The sequence below is a fragment of the Bradyrhizobium sp. CCBAU 25360 genome (genome assembly GCF_028128695.1).
Lineage (GTDB): Bacteria > Pseudomonadota > Alphaproteobacteria > Rhizobiales > Xanthobacteraceae > Bradyrhizobium > Bradyrhizobium ottawaense.
In genome coordinates this window covers 251,045-266,491 of sequence record NZ_LBJA01000037.1, presented here as the reverse complement: position 1 = coordinate 266,491, position 15,447 = coordinate 251,045, and the positions used below count along the sequence as shown (strand labels likewise).

The window sequence follows — 15,447 nt, the reverse complement described above, 5'->3', positions numbered from 1 at the left end:
CGCTAAAGACTTGCTCCAAAGACTTGCCCCAAAGACTTGCCCCAAAGACCCGCCCCCGAAAGACCTGCCCCCGAAAGACCTGCCCCAAGGACGAGAAGGAAGATCACATGAAATACCTGTTCGCCGCCGCCATGCTCGCCAGCGCGGTTGTCGGTTTCAGCGAGGCCGCCAGCGCCGCGCAGGGTTGCGGCCCGGGTTGGTATCGTGGCGCCTACGGTGGCTGCCGCCCGATGCGCGGCGCGGTCGTTGTGCGCCCCGCCCCTGTGGTGGTCGCTCCGCCCGTCGTCGTCGTGCCGCGCGCGCGCGTTTGCCCCTATGGCTTCCGCTGGTACGCCGGCCGCTGCCGCCCGTTCTGATCTGTTTGCATCGCAAGATGGCCGCGCAGGTTCAGCCTGCGCGGCCATTTTCGTTTTCAGGCTCGTTCGCTTTCAGGCTTGCCGCCGACGATTCGTCCGCCGTGGAATTGAGCGGCCTGGAATCGAAACGGGGACCGCAGCAGCGATCCCCGTCCAATTCGCGGCTTGCCGCGGCTTACCAGTGACGCCGATGCCAACGCCGGCGACGCCAGCCCCAATGACGGCGACCCCAGCCCCGGTGGCGGCCATGCCAGTGAACCTGTTCCGGCGTCAGCTTGGCGGCTTCCTCGCTGGTGGTGACGGCAGGATGAGCGTCGGGGTTGCCTTGCGGCATGCGCGCGGGATCACTGAGCGGCTGCGGCGACAACGGCGCGGCCTGTGCGGTCGCGGCGAAGGCGGCGGCGCCCGCCGTCACTCCCAATGCAAGTTTCAAAAAGTTCCGGCGCTCCATGACATGTCCTCTAGGCTATCGAGCAAGTGATGCCCGAGGAGTGTCGCGGTCACGACATGAACCAAGGCTGAATCCTGTGTTCAGATTCAAGAATGAAGTGAGGTGGAGAATTCGTAGCTTGGATGGACCTCGCTACTTCGCAAACTCCTGCGCCAGTACCAGCGTCTCGCGCGAGCGCTTGACGTCGGGCCAGTCGCGGTTGAAATCGGCGACGAGCTGCTTGAGCGCATCGCCCTTCAGCACCGCCGCAAGCTTGGCCTCGTCATCGAACTGATACATCGCCTGATGCAGCGAGGGATCGTCCAGGCTCCAGAACCGCCAGGCTTTACTCACGCCGAATGCCTTCACCGCGTCGGGCACATGTTCCGTCTCGTACCATTTGTCGAAAGCAGCGCGCTGGGCGGGATCGGAGACGGTGGCGCGGACGACGAAGAAAGCTGATGGCATCGGGTTTCCTCCTGTTGTTTGGCGCGAGCCTAGCCGGATACGCCGCCGCCGACAAAAAGACTTGGCGCGGGTGTCGGAACGGGCGCCCTTCGCTCGTCCTTTGTTTCGAACCAGGACACGGAGACAGCAAATGGCCGACCTCACCCTGACCACCTTCAATTGGGTTCCCGAACAACCGCGAGGATTCGTGCGCGACCTTCGCGTGCGCTGGGCGCTCGAAGAGGCCGCGCTGCCCTATCGCGTCGCGAGCGCCCCGTTCGACGATCGCGGCGCCGCACATTTCGCGCACCAGCCGTTCGGCCAGGTGCCGTGGCTGACCGACGGCGACCTCTCGATCTTCGAGACCGGCGCGATCCTGCTGCATCTCGGCGGGCTCAGTGCGAAGCTGATGCCGACCGATCCGCGCGGCCGCGCCGAGACGACGGAATGGGTGTTCGCGGCACTCAATTCGGTGGAGATGGCGAGCCTGCCCTGGGGAATGTCGAAATTCATGGGCCATCCCACCGACACGGCTGCGTGGAAATTCGTCGACGACTTCCTCAAGCTTCGGCTGAAGCATCTCGAGCCGGTGCTGGCCGGCCGCGAATGGCTGGCCGGCTCCTTTTCCGTCGCCGACATCCTGATGGCGGACGTGCTGCGCGTCATCGGTGGTTTCGACGGGCTGGCGGACAGTCCTGCCTGCCGCGCTTACGTCGCGCGCGCCACAGCCCGCCCGGCGTTCATCAAGGCCCATGCCGACCAGATGGCGCATTTCGCCGCCGCGGATAAGGCACGCACCGGTGCGTAGGGCGGATTAGCGGAGCGTAATCCGCCAACGCCTCCATCCGGCGAGGCGGACGTTGGTGGGTTACGCTAGCGGACTGCGCTTCGCGCAGCCGCAAGCTAACCCACCCTACGGCACCGCGTCACACCAGCTTCAGCGGTGCATCAGCGACGACGCGCAGGTCGATGCTGCCGATCAACGCCGCACGGCGTGCCTCCGCTGCGCTGATGGCGTCGTCCGTCTGTCGCAACGTGCTGATGTTCGAGCCGAGCGACACGATCCCGCCAAGCACCAAGGCGATCGATCCGAGGGCTGCGGTCTGACCGAAGCCGAACACACCGAGGATCGTCACCAACAGCAGCGCCGCCCCGCCCCCGATCGCGATCTTGGACGCCAGGATGTACTTCCGGCACCGCTCGGCGATCTCGGCCAGCCGCTCGATGCGATCTTCGATGTCGGAGATTTCGTCGGTCGGATCGTCTTCGGTCATTGGATCGAGGATGCCAAATCAGCAGAACGCGGTCGCCCGCACGAGCAAAGGGACATGCGGGACCTCGGCAAAGACCCGGATGTCGCTGCGCTCATCCGGGCTACGTTCCCTCACAACGGCAAATTGTCGTGCTTCTTCGCGGGCGTTTCGACCTTCTTGTCCTTCAGCATCGCCAGCGCGCGGGCGATCCGCTTGCGCGTCGAGTGGGGCATGATGACGTCGTCGATATAGCCGCGCTCGGCGGCGATGAAGGGGGACAGGAAGCGGTCCTCGTATTCCTTGGTGCGGGCGGCGATCTTGTCGGGGTCGCCGATGTCACTGCGGAAGATGATCTCGACCGCGCCCTTGGCGCCCATCACCGCGATCTGGGCGGTCGGCCAGGCGTAGTTCATGTCGGCGCCGATCTCCTTGGAGGCCATGACGTCAAAGGCGCCGCCATAGGCCTTGCGGGTGATGATGGTCACCAGCGGCACGGTGCACTGCGAATAGGCGAACAGCAGTTTCGCGCCGTGCTTGATCAGGCCGCCATATTCCTGCGCGGTGCCCGGCAGGAAGCCCGGCACGTCCACGAAAGTGACGATCGGGATGTTGAAGGCGTCGCAGAAGCGGACGAAGCGCGCGGCCTTGCGCGAAGCGTCGCTGTCGAGCACGCCGGCCAGCACCATCGGCTGGTTGGCGACGAAGCCGACGGTGCGGCCCGCGATGCGGCCAAAGCCGGTGACGATGTTCTTGGCGAACATGTCCGCGATCTCGAAGAAGTCGCCCTCGTCCACGACCTTCAGGATCAGCTCCTTCATGTCGTAGGGCTTGTTCGGATTGTCGGGGATCAGCGTGTCGAGCGACATGTCGACGCGGCCGATGTCGTCGAAGCTCGGCCATTCCGGCACGCCGTCGCTGTTGTTGGATGGCAGGAAGTCGATCAGGCGACGCATCTGCAGCAGCGTCTCGACGTCGTTCTCGAAGGCGCCGTCGGCGATCGAGGAGCGCGTGGCGTGCACCGAGGCACCGCCCAGCTCTTCGGCGGTGACGACCTCGTTGGTCACGGTCTTCACCACGTCGGGGCCGGTGACGAACATGTAGCTGGTGTTCTTCACCATGAAGATGAAGTCCGTCATCGCAGGCGAGTAGACGTCGCCGCCGGCGCAGGGGCCCATGATGACGGAGATCTGCGGGATCACGCCGGAGGCGAGCACGTTGCGGCGGAACACGTAGGAATAGCCGGCGAGCGCGGCGACGCCTTCCTGGATGCGGGCGCCGCCCGCGTCATAGAGGCCGATGATGGGCGCCCGCGCCTTCATCGCCATGTCCTGGAGTTTCGTGATCTTCAGCGCGTGCGTCTCCGAGAGAGAACCGCCGAACACCGTGAAGTCCTTCGCGAACACGAACGTCTTGCGGCCATTGACGGTGCCCCACCCGGTAACGACGCCGTCGCCGGGCACCTTGTTCTTCTCCATGCCGAACTCGGTGGAGCGGTGCTCGACGAACATGTCGAATTCCTCGAACGACCCCTTGTCGAGCAGCAGCTCGATTCGCTCACGCGCGGTCAGCTTGCCGCGGGCGTGCTGCGCCTCGATGCGCTTCTCCCCGCCGCCGAGCTTTGCGCCGGCGCGACGATCTTCAAGGGCGTCCAGGATGTGTTTCATTTGCTCCCGCCAGTTCTTAAGTGATGCGAGGTTCTAACACGGCATTTTGCGGACCGGAAAGCGCCTTTCCGCGCCGCAGGGCTGCCCTGTCCGGGCTAAAAGCGTGAGAGATTACAAAGTTTTGCCCGGGAGGCGAGCATGGATGAGAGAATGGCCGAGACCGGTGCGGCGACGGGCGGCGTCAACATCCTGTTGCGATTGGAGGGCCTCACCCTGTTTATCGGGATGGTGATGCTTTACTGGGCCTGGGACGGCTCCTGGCTGGTCTTTGCCCTGCTCTTCTTCGTCCCCGATCTCAGCTTCCTGGCATACCTGTCCGACGCCAAATTCGGCGCGCTGGTCTACAACGCTGCCCATAGCTACATGGCGCCGGTGTCGCTGCTGACGCTGGGCTTCGGCCTCGGCTCGCCGCTCACCTTGTCCATCGCCCTGATCTGGCTGGCCCATATCGGCATCGACCGGGCACTCGGCTATGGCCTGAAATATTCCGCAGGGTTCGGCTTCACCCATCTGGGCCGGATCGGGCGGCAAAAGGACGCCTGACACCGGCAAATTTGGTGGCCCGGCCCGGTTGACCGGGCCTGCCGATTCAGGCTTGCTTCGACCTCGCGATCAGGCGCCGAATGTTGCGTGAGCCCAGTTGGTACGGCGGCGGTCGTTACGCCTTGGCTCGAGCATCACGCAAGCATCACTGAGATGTCCGCGACGGTCGTCCCCCTGCCGCCGAACTCGTCATCCCAAACCATCGACTTCTTGCGGCGGATGGCCAGCATGGTGTCGAGGCGGAACGGCGAGATGCTGCTGCGTGCCGCAAGCCTCATCGAGTCACTGGCACGGCGGGCAATGTCGGCCGAGCGGCTCTATCATGAGCAGCTGGATGCGAGCACGCGTAACGCCGAGCTGCGCAAGGCCGCCGATCTCGCCTCCGATGCCATGGTCGGCCAGATCGAGGTGCTGCGCGTACAACTTGCCGAGGTCACCGCGGCCGCCGCCGCCGAGCGCGCCGCCTTCGACGCCGAGCGCGGCAAGCTGATCGGCGTGATGCAGAATGCCGAGAGCCATATCGGCAAGCTCACGACCGAGCTGGACAGCTTGCGCGCCTCCGTCGACAGCTTCAACGCGACCGCGGTCTCGGTGCCGATCGAGGTGCTGCGGCTGGCGCGGACGCAGTTCGATTTCCTCTCCGCCGGCTTTGCCCGCAACGGCGACGTGATCTCGCAGGCGATGAGCGAGATCGGCGGCTTTGCGATCGACCAGGCGCTGACGGCGAAGAAGGCGGACACCGCGTGAGGCGGTGCCCAAGGAGGTCGTCATGCCCGGGCTTGTCCCGGGCATCCACGTTCTTAGCAGCAGTCGATAGACAAGATCGTGGATGGCCTGTGGAAGCGTCGAGGTCTCGAACTCTCACCTCATATGCGGTTGCGCTGAATCTGCCTGCGTCAAATTGACAGCGCGCAGGACGGTTGATCTACTGCCCGAAAATATCAGGGAGGGATCGCGATGGCCACCAACTGGCGCGCTACAGCAGTGCTCATGGCGCTGTGCATTTCGAGTTCGTTAGCGGCCTGCGAAGCCGTCGCGCAATCCCTGCCCAAGGAAGTCGCCACCCGGGCCGAGATCTATCCGATCCCCTCGCTCACTCTCTCCGACCAGCAATTTCTCAGCGGCGAGGCGGCGGCCGGCAAGCCTGTGACAGTCGCCGGCGAATTCCGCGTCGCGCAAGGCAGCGGAAAGCTCCCCGTCGTGGTGCTGATGCACGGCTCCAGCGGCGTCGGCGCCACCACGGAGGCCTGGGTGCACGCGTTCAACGCTATGGGCATCTCGACCTTCGTGATCGACGGATTCACCGGCCGCGGGCTGACGGTGGTGGGACCAAATCAGGCGCTGCTCGGCCGGCTCAATTTGATCGTCGACATCTACCGCTCGCTGGAAATTCTGGCAAAGCACCCGCGCGTCGATCCTGACCGCATCGTGCTGATGGGCTTTTCGCGCGGCGGACAGGCGACGCTCTATGCGAGCCTCGACCGCTTCAACAAGCTCTGGAACAAGTCCGGCATCCAGTTCGCCGCCTATATCCCGTTCTATCCGGATTGCTCGACGACGTATCGGAGCGACGACGAGATCGCCCCGCGTCCGATCCGCATCTTCCACGGCACGCCGGATGACTACAATCCCGTCAAGAGCTGCAAGGCTTTGGTCGAGCGGCTCAAGGTCACCGGCCGCGACGTCGTGCTGACGGAATATCCTGATAGCGCGCACGGGTTCGACAGCGGCCTGCTTGGTGCCAACACGGTGGCCGTATCAGCCAATGCGCAGACCGTGCGCAACTGCCACATCAAGGAAGGCGACGGCGGCGTGCTGATGAACGGTGATACCAATGCGCCGTTCACGTACAAGGATGCCTGCGTCGAGCTGAACCCGCATGTCGGCGGCAATCCGAAGACGGCCGCCGAGTCGCGCAAGGCGGTGGAGGAGTTTTTGCAGGTGTTGTTCAAATTGGGCTGAGAACGCCCTCGGCCTGCACCGGTGCCGTAGGGTGGGCAAAGCGTAGCGTGCCCACCATTTGCCGATAACTAGAGAGATGGTGGGCACGGCGCTACGCGCCTTTGCCCACCCTACGGCGGCTGCGCTCGACGAGAACGATTGCACGACTCACAGGCTAGATCGCGCCGATCTCGGCAAGGCAGGCTTGCGTCAGCGTCATGCGCTCGCCGACGAGACGCGGCTCCTTGCAGTCCATGTTGAGCGCGAACACCGTGTGCGCCTCGCCCTTCTCGGCCCAGCCCACCATCCAGCCGAGCGACGGCTCGCCGCGTTCGGCCCCCAGCAGTCCGGACTTGGCGCGAATGACGCTGTCGCCGACCTTGGTCACCGGCAGAATATCGGCGACGAGATCCTGGCTGCGCTTGCTGACCGGCAACGTGCGGCGCCGCAGCCGGTCGACGAAATCGACCTGCTCGACCGGATCGATGCGTAAATTCCCGGTGAGCCAGAACTGGTCGATGCCGCCGCCGATGTCACGGTTGCCATAGTCGAACTCGTCGACATATTTCTGCATCCGCTCCTGCCCGATCCGTCGCGCGATCTCCTGATAGACCGGCACCGCGCTCACGGCGATCGCGCTACGCAACGTGTGATCCTTGTTCCAGGCTTCGATCGGACGCTTGACGCCGTCCCAGGGGAATACGTCCTTGTCGGGGTCAGTGACGACGCCCGTCTCCAGCGCGATCAGCGAGTTCGGGATCTTGAAGGTCGAGGCCGGCAGCTTGCCCTCGCCCGAGCGCTCCTTGTCACTGGCGACGATGAGATAGTCCTCGACCTTGTAGCCGACAAAGGTGCCTGATGTGCCGAGGTCGGTGAAGCGCTTTGCGAGGCTATCACGGATCTCATTGCGCGGCGGCGCGACATGGGCGAGCGCGCGCTGCGGCAGGATGGCAGATGCGGCGAGAAGGCCGAGGGTGGAACGGCGGGTGAGCAAGAGCGATGTCCATTGAGTCATGAAAGCGGCGCGACCATGCAGCCGCTCCATGGTGAAACGATGACAGGTCACTTCTTGAGCATGATCTATTCGGAAAACCGCTGCACACTTTTCCGGATCATGCTCTACCGCCCCCGACCCGACAGCCGCAGCACGAACACCAGCACCTCGGCGACGGCCTTGTAAAGGTCCGGCGGGATCTCCTCGCCGAGCTCGACCTTGGACAGCGCGCCGGCCAAAACCTCGTTTTCCTCGATCGGGATGTCGTGGGCCTTGGCGATCTCCACGATCTTTTCGCCGATCGTGCCCTTGCCCTTGGCGACGACGACGGGCGCGTTGGTACCCTTTTCGTAATGCAGCGCGATGGCGAGCTTGGACGGATCGCTCATGTCGCCCGATCCAGAAAGTGGCCGGCGCGGGCTGGTGCCGGCTGCGGTGGCGTGCCCTCGCGGACCAGAATGTCGCCGGGATTGAGCTCGGCTCGTGTCAGCGCCTGATTGAGCTCACCGATGCCGGCGCGGAGCTGCTGGACCGTCGCCGGCCGCTCCGCCCACATCCGCACGAAAGTCTTGTCGCCGTTCAGCGTGATCAGCGCGTGCACGGGGCCGGCCGGCTCGACGTTGAGCGAGAAGCGCGCGCGCCAGGCGCGCTTGGCGGCATCGGCGGATTCGCCAGCGCCATCGCGCGAGATCTCGAACTGCGCCATCGCGGTGCCCTGCGGCGTTGCGAACGGAATCTCGAAATTCCACTGCGGCACGGCCGGGTCGATGCGGTGGCCACTGGCGTCGGTGCGATCCGGGAGCGAAGCGATTTGCAACAATGTCTGCCGCGCAATCGCCGCATCAGTGTCGTCGATCAGGCGATGCACGGTTGCAGAGAGCGGCGTGTCCGGCGCGAGCGAGGGCGAGGCGATCGCCTGCGGCGAGGGCAATGCACCGCGGAACGGCGGTGGCGTCGCGCGTGAGGCTGCTTCGAAGATCTGGCCGTCCGGCACGGCTTTGTTCGAGCCGGGCACGTTGCCGGTCAGACGCGGCAGGTTTTGCGTGACCTCCTGCAGCAGGCTCGCGGCAAGGCCGGCGGACATGGTGCGCGGCATCGCGGCTTGCTGAGCGTTGCCGGCAACGTCCGCCAGCACGGCGGCCGCGAGATTGGCGTTGCGCGGCGTCTGCGCGATCTCGGGGCCGGACGGGGGCGCGGATTGCGCGGCCTCACCTGCGGCCTGAGCAGGCGCGATGGCGACCTGCGGTGTCCCCGTCGTCGCAGCCGGAATTGCCGCGCCGTGTGGCGCGGCGGTTTCGAGCGTGGTCAGCGTCTGGCGCAGCACCAGCAGCGCCGCCTTCAGGTCGGGCGTCGTGCCGGCGGGCGGCCTCGCGCCGGCGGCCAGCGAAGCCTCGAAGAACAAGCCGGATTTCTGGAACGCGGTTTCGACATCGGCGCCATCGAGCCCGGGACTGAGCGGCGTCTGCTGCGCCAGCACGTCCAGCACCGCCTGCTTCAAGCCCGCAGGCAAATCGCTGGCGGTGACGACGGATGCCAGATTGGCGAACAGCGGCGCCTGGCTGCCCTGTTTTGTGGCGGCCTCAGCCGAGGCCGCGGTGACGGCGACCTGCTCCAATGGCGTCAGCGTGTTGCGCGTCGTGGTCGCGGATGGCGCCAGCGGCGGGCTTTCCACCAGCGAAGCCGCACGCGGCGTCAGCGTGATCTGATCGGGAGTTGCCTCGCCTGCCCCGCTCATCACGGCGAGCCTGATGGTGCCGTCGTTCTGCGACACCGCCAGCTGGAGATTCTGCCCGGGCGTCAGCGCCACCTCCGACACCACGTCCATCGAGAGGTTGGCGATCGCGATCCGCACCAGATTGTCGGCCATCACGCTGACGACCCTGGCATCGACGACGCTGCCGGCCTGCAGCACGAGGTCCGGCGTCGTCGCATCAGCCACGGGGCTGGCGGCACTGACGGGAAGGATGGAAGTGACCGGCGTCGGCATCTCAGGGGGCCCATGGAGCGCTGGCCACACCCTAAGGCCGCCGTCGTAAACCTCTCGTTAAGGACCTTCGACTGCGGACGCCTTTGCCGCCGCCAGAACCGCCACGGCGGCCTCGAAATCCCTGAGACGGGTGGCCCGGCGGCTGGCGGCCTCCTCGTCCACGCCCCATTGGTCGATGTTCCAGTCCTCATCGACATGGGCGGCGGCCCAGACCTGGCCGGCATCGCGCACGCCATGAGCGAGCGCCAGCGCCAGCAGCGCCGAGCCGGTCAGGGTCGTCACCACGTGGAGTGCGGCGACCGACCAGGCGTCCCCCGGCAGCGCCGCGCGCGCGGCCTCGACCGCCTCGTCGGGCTGCTTCACATGCATGACGCCCTCGGACAGGATGAAATGCGCGCCCAGCGCGTCCGCGGCCCAGAACAGCACGGGATCCCAATGCGCGGCCTCGCGGGCGACCAGCCCTTCGGGATGGCCGGCACGATAGAACAGCAAATCGGACTCGAGATATTTCGCGAGGTCGTCGCTGACCAGCTCGACCTTATCGACCACGCCCTCGACCACGCTGTTGGCGATCCGCGTCAACGGCATGGTCATGGGGTCGATGCTCTCGCCCTGAGCCGCCCATTCCGCGGCCACCGCATCGGCGAGCGCGCGCGACGGAATCACCACCTGGCGGCCGGAGGGCGTGCGGATCGGCTTGCCGTCGAGCGTGATGGCGAAACCGCCCTCGGCTTCGGTCGCGCTCGCCTCCTTGTAGAAGCGCTTGCGCTGCGGCGTGCGCGCGGACGCGCGCGCAGATTCCCGCGGATCCGGTGGGGGCTGCCCTGCAGCTTCTTCGAACAATTCGCGCATGTGAGTTCTCGGTCCCGGTCGCTGGATGCTAGGCTTTTAAGATAAGACCGTTTTAAGCCAAGACCGTCTTAAGCCAAGACCGTCTTAAGCCAAGACTTGCGGCCGATAAAGCGAGCGCGGGCATGAGGGAACTTGCGGGCATTGCGGCCCTGTTCGCCGGGCTATGGCCAGCTGCGGCGGAGGCGGGCTTTCGCACCCCGGAATCGCTGGTGCGCAACGTCTACGCCCATTACGGCGACGGCGCGCCGGAGCTGTCCAAAGGCCTGCCGCGGGATGCGGTGACCGCCCGGCAATTTTTCGATGCGCCCCTGCGCAGGGCCTGGAGCGCGCCGCGGGTCGAGCCCTACGACTTCCTGGTGCAGAGCCCGAGCTGGCAGCTCGGCCCTGTTACGATCGCGGTCGTGCGCAGGCAATACGACAAGACCTATGTCGCGGCGAATTTCGACAATCGCGGTCGGAAGGTCGCGCTGAACTTCGTCCTGGTCAACGGCCCCGATGGCTGGCTGATCACGGACATCGAGAGCGCGCATGACAGTTTGCGGATGTTTCTGGAGCAGTTTCGGAAGTGAGCAACGTTAGCCAGCCAAATCCTTGGTGTCGTCCCGGCGAAAGCCGGGACCCATAATCACAGGGAGAAGTTTGGCGAAGACCGCAGTTGAACTTCTTCGTCGGTACGAAGACTGCGCGTCACAGATAGATTCCGCGGTATGGGTCCCGGCTTTCGCCGGGACGACACCGGGGAAACTCGCGCCCTCCGCCCCCTACTCCTCCGGCGCGTTCTCGATTGGATCAAACCGGCTTGCATCGAGCCCGAGCAGATTCCACGACTGCTGCATGTGCGGCGGCAACGGCGCCGTGGCGTCGATCACGCCGCCGCGCGGATGCGGAATGACGATGCGGCGTGCCAGCAGATGCAGCCGGTTTTGCAGGCCCCCCGGCAGCTGCCAGTTCTCGATGTTGAAATATTTGGGATCGCCGACGATGGGATGGCCGATATGCTCCATGTGGGCGCGCAGCTGATGGGTGCGCCCCGTCACCGGCTTCAGCGACACCCAGGTCAGCTTGTTGCCGGCGGTCTCGACCACCGCGTAATATGTCACCGCGTGGCTGGCGCCCTCGTCGCCATGCTGGGCGATGCGCATGATGGTGTCGTCCTCGCTCTCTTCCTTGGCGAGGAAGGTCGAGATGCGGCCCTGCTTCGGCTTCGGCAGGCCCGGCACCAGCGCCCAATAGACTTTTCGCGCCGAGCGCGAGCGGAACGCGCCGGTCAGATGCGAAGCGGCGAAGCGCGTCTTGGCGACCAGCAGACAGCCTGACGTCTCCCGGTCGATACGATGCACCAGGCGTGGCTTCTGGCCCTTGGAATCGCGCATCACCTCCAGCATCTGGTCGATGTGCCGCGTCATGCCCGAGCCGCCCTGCACCGCAAGGCCGGCCGGCTTGTTCAGCACGAGGACGTCGTCGTCCTCAAAGATCGTCATCTCCTTCAGCGCCTTGAGCGTCTTCTGGGCAGCTTCCGAGAGCTCGCCGACGGCCTTCGGCGTGTCGAGCTTGAGCGGCGGAATGCGGACGCTCTGGCCCTCCTCCAGGCGGTCCTTGCTGTCGACACGCTTGCCGTCGACGCGCAACTCGCCTTTGCGGACGACACGCTGGATGTGGGAGAACGACAGGCCGGGAAAGCGCGCCTCGAGGAAACGATCGACGCGCATGTTGTTCTCGTCGGCGGTCACCTTGACGGTCTGCACCTTGGTCGGCAGCAGCGCCTCCACGGGCTTCTCGGGCGCGGCCCTTTCCAGCTCAGCCTTCTCCAGCCTGGCCTTGGGCGCGCGCCGCTCGGCACGCTCGCCGGCAAAGCGCGGCGGCTTGCTGCCGCCGGGCTTGCCACCCGGCCGCGGTCCCGCGGTCTTCGCGCTACGCGCCTTGAACGGGCGGGATTCCTTGCGCTCGTCGCGCGAGCGGGGCTTTGGATCGGTTCTTTTGATGCGGCGGCTCATGGTTGCCTGCGTACCCTAAAAGCCGGGTCCCGTCACGGCGAAATGGCCGTTTTTAGCGCGAGCCGCCCCGCTCCTTCCGCAGCTTGGCCCAGTAATCCAGCCGCTTCCGGATCTCGCGCTCGAAGCCGCGCTCGGGTGGGTCGTAGAAGGTCTGGCGGCCCAGGGCTTCCGGAAAGTAGTCCTGGCCGGAAAAGGCATCGGGGGCGTCGTGGTCGTATTCGTAAGACGCGCCGTATCCTTCCGACTTCATCAGCTTGGTCGGCGAATTGAGGATGTGCTTGGGCGGCAGCAGCGAGCCGGCTTGCTTTGCGACCTGCATCGCGGTGCCGAAGGCGGTGTAGACTGCGTTCGATTTCGGCGCGGTGGCGAGATAGACGACGGCCTGCGCGATGGCGAGCTCGCCTTCGGGATGGCCGAGGAAGTCGAACGCGTCCTTGGCCGCACTGGCGATGACGAGCGCCTGCGGATCGGCAAGGCCGATGTCCTCCACCGCCATGCGCACGACGCGGCGGGCCAGGAACAGCGGGTCCTCGCCGGCATCCAACATGCGCGCGAGATAATACAGCGCAGCATCGGGATCGGAGCCGCGCACGGACTTATGCAGCGCCGAGATCAAATTGTAATGGCCATCGGCCGATTTGTCGTAGATCGGCGCGCGACGCTGCAAAATCTCCTGCAACTGCGCAGCATTGAAAATCTCGTCCGCCCTCGCCGAGCGCCAGACCTCTTCGGCGAGCGTCAGCGAGGCGCGGCCATCGCCATCGGCCATGCGCACCAGCACCGCGCGCGCCTCGGCATCGAGCGGCAGCTTCTTGCCTTCGACCTCCTCGGCATGCGCGAACAGTTTTTCGATCGCGGCGGCATCGAGCGAGCGAAACACCAAGACGCGCGCGCGCGAGAGCAACGCCGCGTTGAGCTCGAAGGACGGATTCTCGGTGGTGGCGCCGACCATCACCACCGTGCCGTCTTCCATCACGGGCAGAAATGAATCCTGCTGGGCACGGTTGAAGCGATGCACCTCGTCGACGAACAGCAGCGTGCCCTTGCCCATCTCGCGGCGGGCGCGCGCGGCGTCGAACGCCTTCTTCAGATCGGCGACGCCGGAGAACACCGCGGAGATCTGCTCGAAATGCAAATCCGTCGCATCCGCGAGCAGCCGCGCCACCGTGGTCTTGCCGGTGCCGGGCGGGCCCCAGAACACCAGGGAGCCGAGCGTGCGCGTCTCCAGCATGCGGGTCAGCGCGCCGTCAGGGCCGAGGATGTGATCCTGGCCGACGACCTCCGACAGCGCGCGCGGGCGCAGCCGGTCCGGCAGCGGATGCGGAGCCTCGTGGTCGAGCCCCGCCGCGGCAAAGAGCGTTGGCGTTTGTGGTCGCTTCGGACTCATCCGCCCAGCGTGACGTTGATCTGCTGGCCGCCGCGCACCAGCGTGATACGCCAGATGCGCGGGCGCTCTCCGGCCGCCTTTTCGAGGTCACCGGTCCTGCTGATCTTCTGGTTGTTGACCGCCAGAATGATATCACCCTTCTGGAAGCCGACATTTGCGGCCGCACTGTCGCCGCCGAGATCGGTGATCACGACACCCTCGGTATCTGCATCCAGATGCAGCTCATCGGCCACCGCCGGCGTGATGGTCGAAACCTTCGCGCCCTGGAACGGCGATCGCGCGGTGACGACGAGCTCGTTACGTCCCGTATCGGGCGCGGTCTCCAGCGCCACCGTCAGCTTGAGCGGCTTGCCGCTGCGCTGCACGTCGATCTGCGCGCTGCCGCCGAGCGGACGGGTGGCGAAGCGATAGTCGAAGGCATTGGGATCATCCACGGTCTGGCCATCGATCCCGGTGATGAGATCGGAGGACTTCAGGCCGGCCTTCGCGGCGGGGCCGTTCGACACCACGCTCGCGACCAGCGCGCCGGTTGGCGAACGCAGGCCGAGGCTCTCGGCGATCTCGGGCGTCACCGCCTGCAATCTTGCCCCGAGCCACGGCCGCTTCACCGCTTTGCCGCCGCTCTTGGCGGAGGCGACGACGACACGCACCATGTTCGCAGGGATCGCAAATCCGATGCCTTGCGAGCCGCCGGAGCGCGAATAGATCGCGGTGTTGATGCCCGCCAGCTTGCCGGCCATGTCGACCAGCGCGCCGCCGGAATTGCCGGGATTGATCGCCGCATCGGTCTGGATGAAAAACTGATAATCGGTGATGCCGACCTGCGTGCGCGCCAGCGCCGAGATGATGCCGTGAGTCACGGTCTGGCCGACGCCGAAGGGATTGCCGATCGCGAGCACGACGTCGCCGACCAGCAATTCGTCGGAATTGGTGAAATCGAGGGTCGGGAATTTCTCCTTGGTGTCCTTCAGGCGCAGCACGGCAAGATCGGTGCGCGTATCCTTCAGCAGGATCTCCGCCTCGAACTCGCGCTTGTCCGACAGCGACACCTTCACCTGGTCCGCGCCCTCGATGACATGGACGTTGGTGACGACGAGGCCGGACGCATCGACGATGACGCCGGAGCCGAGCGAGCGCTGCATCTGCTCGGGCTGCTGGCCCGGCACGCCGAAGAAGCGGCGGAAGATCGGATCGTCCAGCAGCGGATTGCGGTTCTGCACCACCTTGGCGGCATAGACGTTGACCACGGCCGGCTGCACCCGCTGCACGATCGGCGCATAGGACAGCCGCAGCTCGGCCGGCGACGACGGGACCCGACGGTCCTGCGCCGCGGCCGGGTTGAAGTGGGCGGAAAAGCCTATGCACAGTGCCGTGACGACGGCGGTCCGGATCGATCGAAACATTCCTACCTCTTGGAAAAGACGCCGGAATATAGGCGCGTTCGCCCCCCAATAGAAGGGCGCCGGGCGGCAATTCGCCCCCCTTTCCGGTGTGTCCGGAATGCAAGCTCGGCGTGCGAATCGGCAATTTGCCTGAGGGCTCGATTGGCATGATGTGCATCATCCCGCATTGTGGAGCCGAGGGGATTCGGTTGCGGCG

General features: G+C 65.6%; 17 protein-coding genes. 6 read left to right on the top strand and 11 right to left on the bottom strand.

The window, feature by feature from the left end; genetic code table 11:
• Positions 1-107: 107 nt before the first annotated feature.
• Entirely contained in the window at positions 108-356 is a 249-nt protein-coding gene (locus tag XH81_RS15550) for a GCG_CRPN prefix-to-repeats domain-containing protein (protein ID WP_026202719.1), read from the top strand.
• 175 nt (positions 357-531) lie between these two features.
• On the opposite strand, the gene XH81_RS15545 is transcribed toward XH81_RS15550, so the two are convergent.
• Entirely contained in the window at positions 532-807 is a 276-nt protein-coding gene (locus tag XH81_RS15545; RefSeq protein ID WP_097668573.1) for a twin-arginine translocation signal domain-containing protein, read from the bottom strand.
• Positions 808-939: 132 nt separating this feature from the next.
• Positions 940-1,254 (bottom strand): hypothetical protein, encoded by a 315-nt coding sequence (locus tag XH81_RS15540; protein WP_028140981.1) that lies wholly within the window; start codon positions 1,252-1,254, stop codon positions 940-942.
• A gap of 130 nt (positions 1,255-1,384) precedes the next feature.
• On the opposite strand from XH81_RS15540, the gene XH81_RS15535 reads away from it, so the two are divergent.
• Positions 1,385-2,041, top strand: a complete 657-nt coding sequence (locus XH81_RS15535; protein WP_271596269.1) for a glutathione S-transferase family protein — start codon at positions 1,385-1,387, stop codon at positions 2,039-2,041.
• 118 nt (positions 2,042-2,159) lie between these two features.
• On the opposite strand, the gene XH81_RS15530 is transcribed toward XH81_RS15535, so the two are convergent.
• Both XH81_RS15530 and XH81_RS15525 read right to left on the bottom strand, forming a co-directional pair.
• Entirely contained in the window at positions 2,160-2,507 is a 348-nt protein-coding gene (locus XH81_RS15530; protein WP_028140983.1) for a hypothetical protein, read from the bottom strand.
• A gap of 110 nt (positions 2,508-2,617) precedes the next feature.
• Positions 2,618-4,150, bottom strand: coding sequence for an acyl-CoA carboxylase subunit beta (locus tag XH81_RS15525; protein ID WP_028140984.1), 1,533 nt, complete (start codon positions 4,148-4,150; stop codon positions 2,618-2,620).
• Between the two features lie 138 nt (positions 4,151-4,288).
• On the opposite strand from XH81_RS15525, the gene XH81_RS15520 reads away from it, so the two are divergent.
• The 3 genes from XH81_RS15520 to XH81_RS15510 all read left to right on the top strand — a co-directional run bounded on the left by XH81_RS15520 (position 4,289) and on the right by XH81_RS15510 (position 6,655).
• Positions 4,289-4,693, top strand: coding sequence for a DUF4260 domain-containing protein (locus tag XH81_RS15520; RefSeq protein ID WP_028140985.1), 405 nt, complete (start codon positions 4,289-4,291; stop codon positions 4,691-4,693).
• A gap of 153 nt (positions 4,694-4,846) precedes the next feature.
• A complete protein-coding gene (locus XH81_RS15515; protein ID WP_038950218.1) occupies positions 4,847-5,440 on the top strand; it encodes a hypothetical protein in 594 nt (197 codons plus the stop codon).
• A gap of 210 nt (positions 5,441-5,650) precedes the next feature.
• Positions 5,651-6,655, top strand: a complete 1,005-nt coding sequence (locus XH81_RS15510) for a dienelactone hydrolase family protein (RefSeq protein WP_028140987.1) — start codon at positions 5,651-5,653, stop codon at positions 6,653-6,655.
• A 154-nt stretch (positions 6,656-6,809) separates the two neighbouring features.
• Here XH81_RS15510 and blaOXA read toward each other — a convergent pair whose 3' ends face one another.
• The 4 genes from blaOXA to XH81_RS15490 form a co-directional block, all read right to left on the bottom strand.
• Entirely contained in the window at positions 6,810-7,649 is an 840-nt protein-coding gene (gene blaOXA, locus XH81_RS15505) for a class D beta-lactamase (protein WP_028140988.1), read from the bottom strand.
• 104 nt (positions 7,650-7,753) lie between these two features.
• Complete coding sequence (locus tag XH81_RS15500) at positions 7,754-8,017, bottom strand: EscU/YscU/HrcU family type III secretion system export apparatus switch protein (protein WP_028140989.1); 264 nt, start codon at positions 8,015-8,017, stop codon at positions 7,754-7,756.
• Positions 8,014-9,615, bottom strand: coding sequence for a flagellar hook-length control protein FliK (locus tag XH81_RS15495; RefSeq protein WP_271596268.1), 1,602 nt, complete (start codon positions 9,613-9,615; stop codon positions 8,014-8,016). Before XH81_RS15495 ends, XH81_RS15500 begins: the two co-directional genes overlap by 4 nt.
• A gap of 57 nt (positions 9,616-9,672) precedes the next feature.
• A complete protein-coding gene (locus XH81_RS15490; RefSeq protein ID WP_028140991.1) occupies positions 9,673-10,467 on the bottom strand; it encodes an ATP12 family chaperone protein in 795 nt (264 codons plus the stop codon).
• A gap of 122 nt (positions 10,468-10,589) precedes the next feature.
• Between XH81_RS15490 and XH81_RS15485 the strand changes: the two genes are divergently transcribed.
• Positions 10,590-11,036, top strand: a complete 447-nt coding sequence (locus tag XH81_RS15485; protein WP_028140992.1) for a hypothetical protein — start codon at positions 10,590-10,592, stop codon at positions 11,034-11,036.
• Positions 11,037-11,228: 192 nt separating this feature from the next.
• Here XH81_RS15485 and XH81_RS15480 read toward each other — a convergent pair whose 3' ends face one another.
• The 3 genes from XH81_RS15480 to XH81_RS15470 are packed head-to-tail and all read right to left on the bottom strand — an operon-like array spanning position 11,229 to position 15,251.
• Positions 11,229-12,461, bottom strand: coding sequence for an RluA family pseudouridine synthase (locus tag XH81_RS15480; RefSeq protein ID WP_028140993.1), 1,233 nt, complete (start codon positions 12,459-12,461; stop codon positions 11,229-11,231).
• 52 nt (positions 12,462-12,513) lie between these two features.
• Positions 12,514-13,848 carry a replication-associated recombination protein A gene (locus XH81_RS15475; protein ID WP_028140994.1) on the bottom strand — a complete coding sequence of 445 codons (1,335 nt, stop codon included), beginning with the start codon at positions 13,846-13,848 and terminating at the stop codon, positions 12,514-12,516.
• A complete protein-coding gene (locus XH81_RS15470; protein ID WP_028140995.1) occupies positions 13,845-15,251 on the bottom strand; it encodes a DegQ family serine endoprotease in 1,407 nt (468 codons plus the stop codon). Before XH81_RS15470 ends, XH81_RS15475 begins: the two co-directional genes overlap by 4 nt.
• Positions 15,252-15,447: the final 196 nt, after the last annotated feature.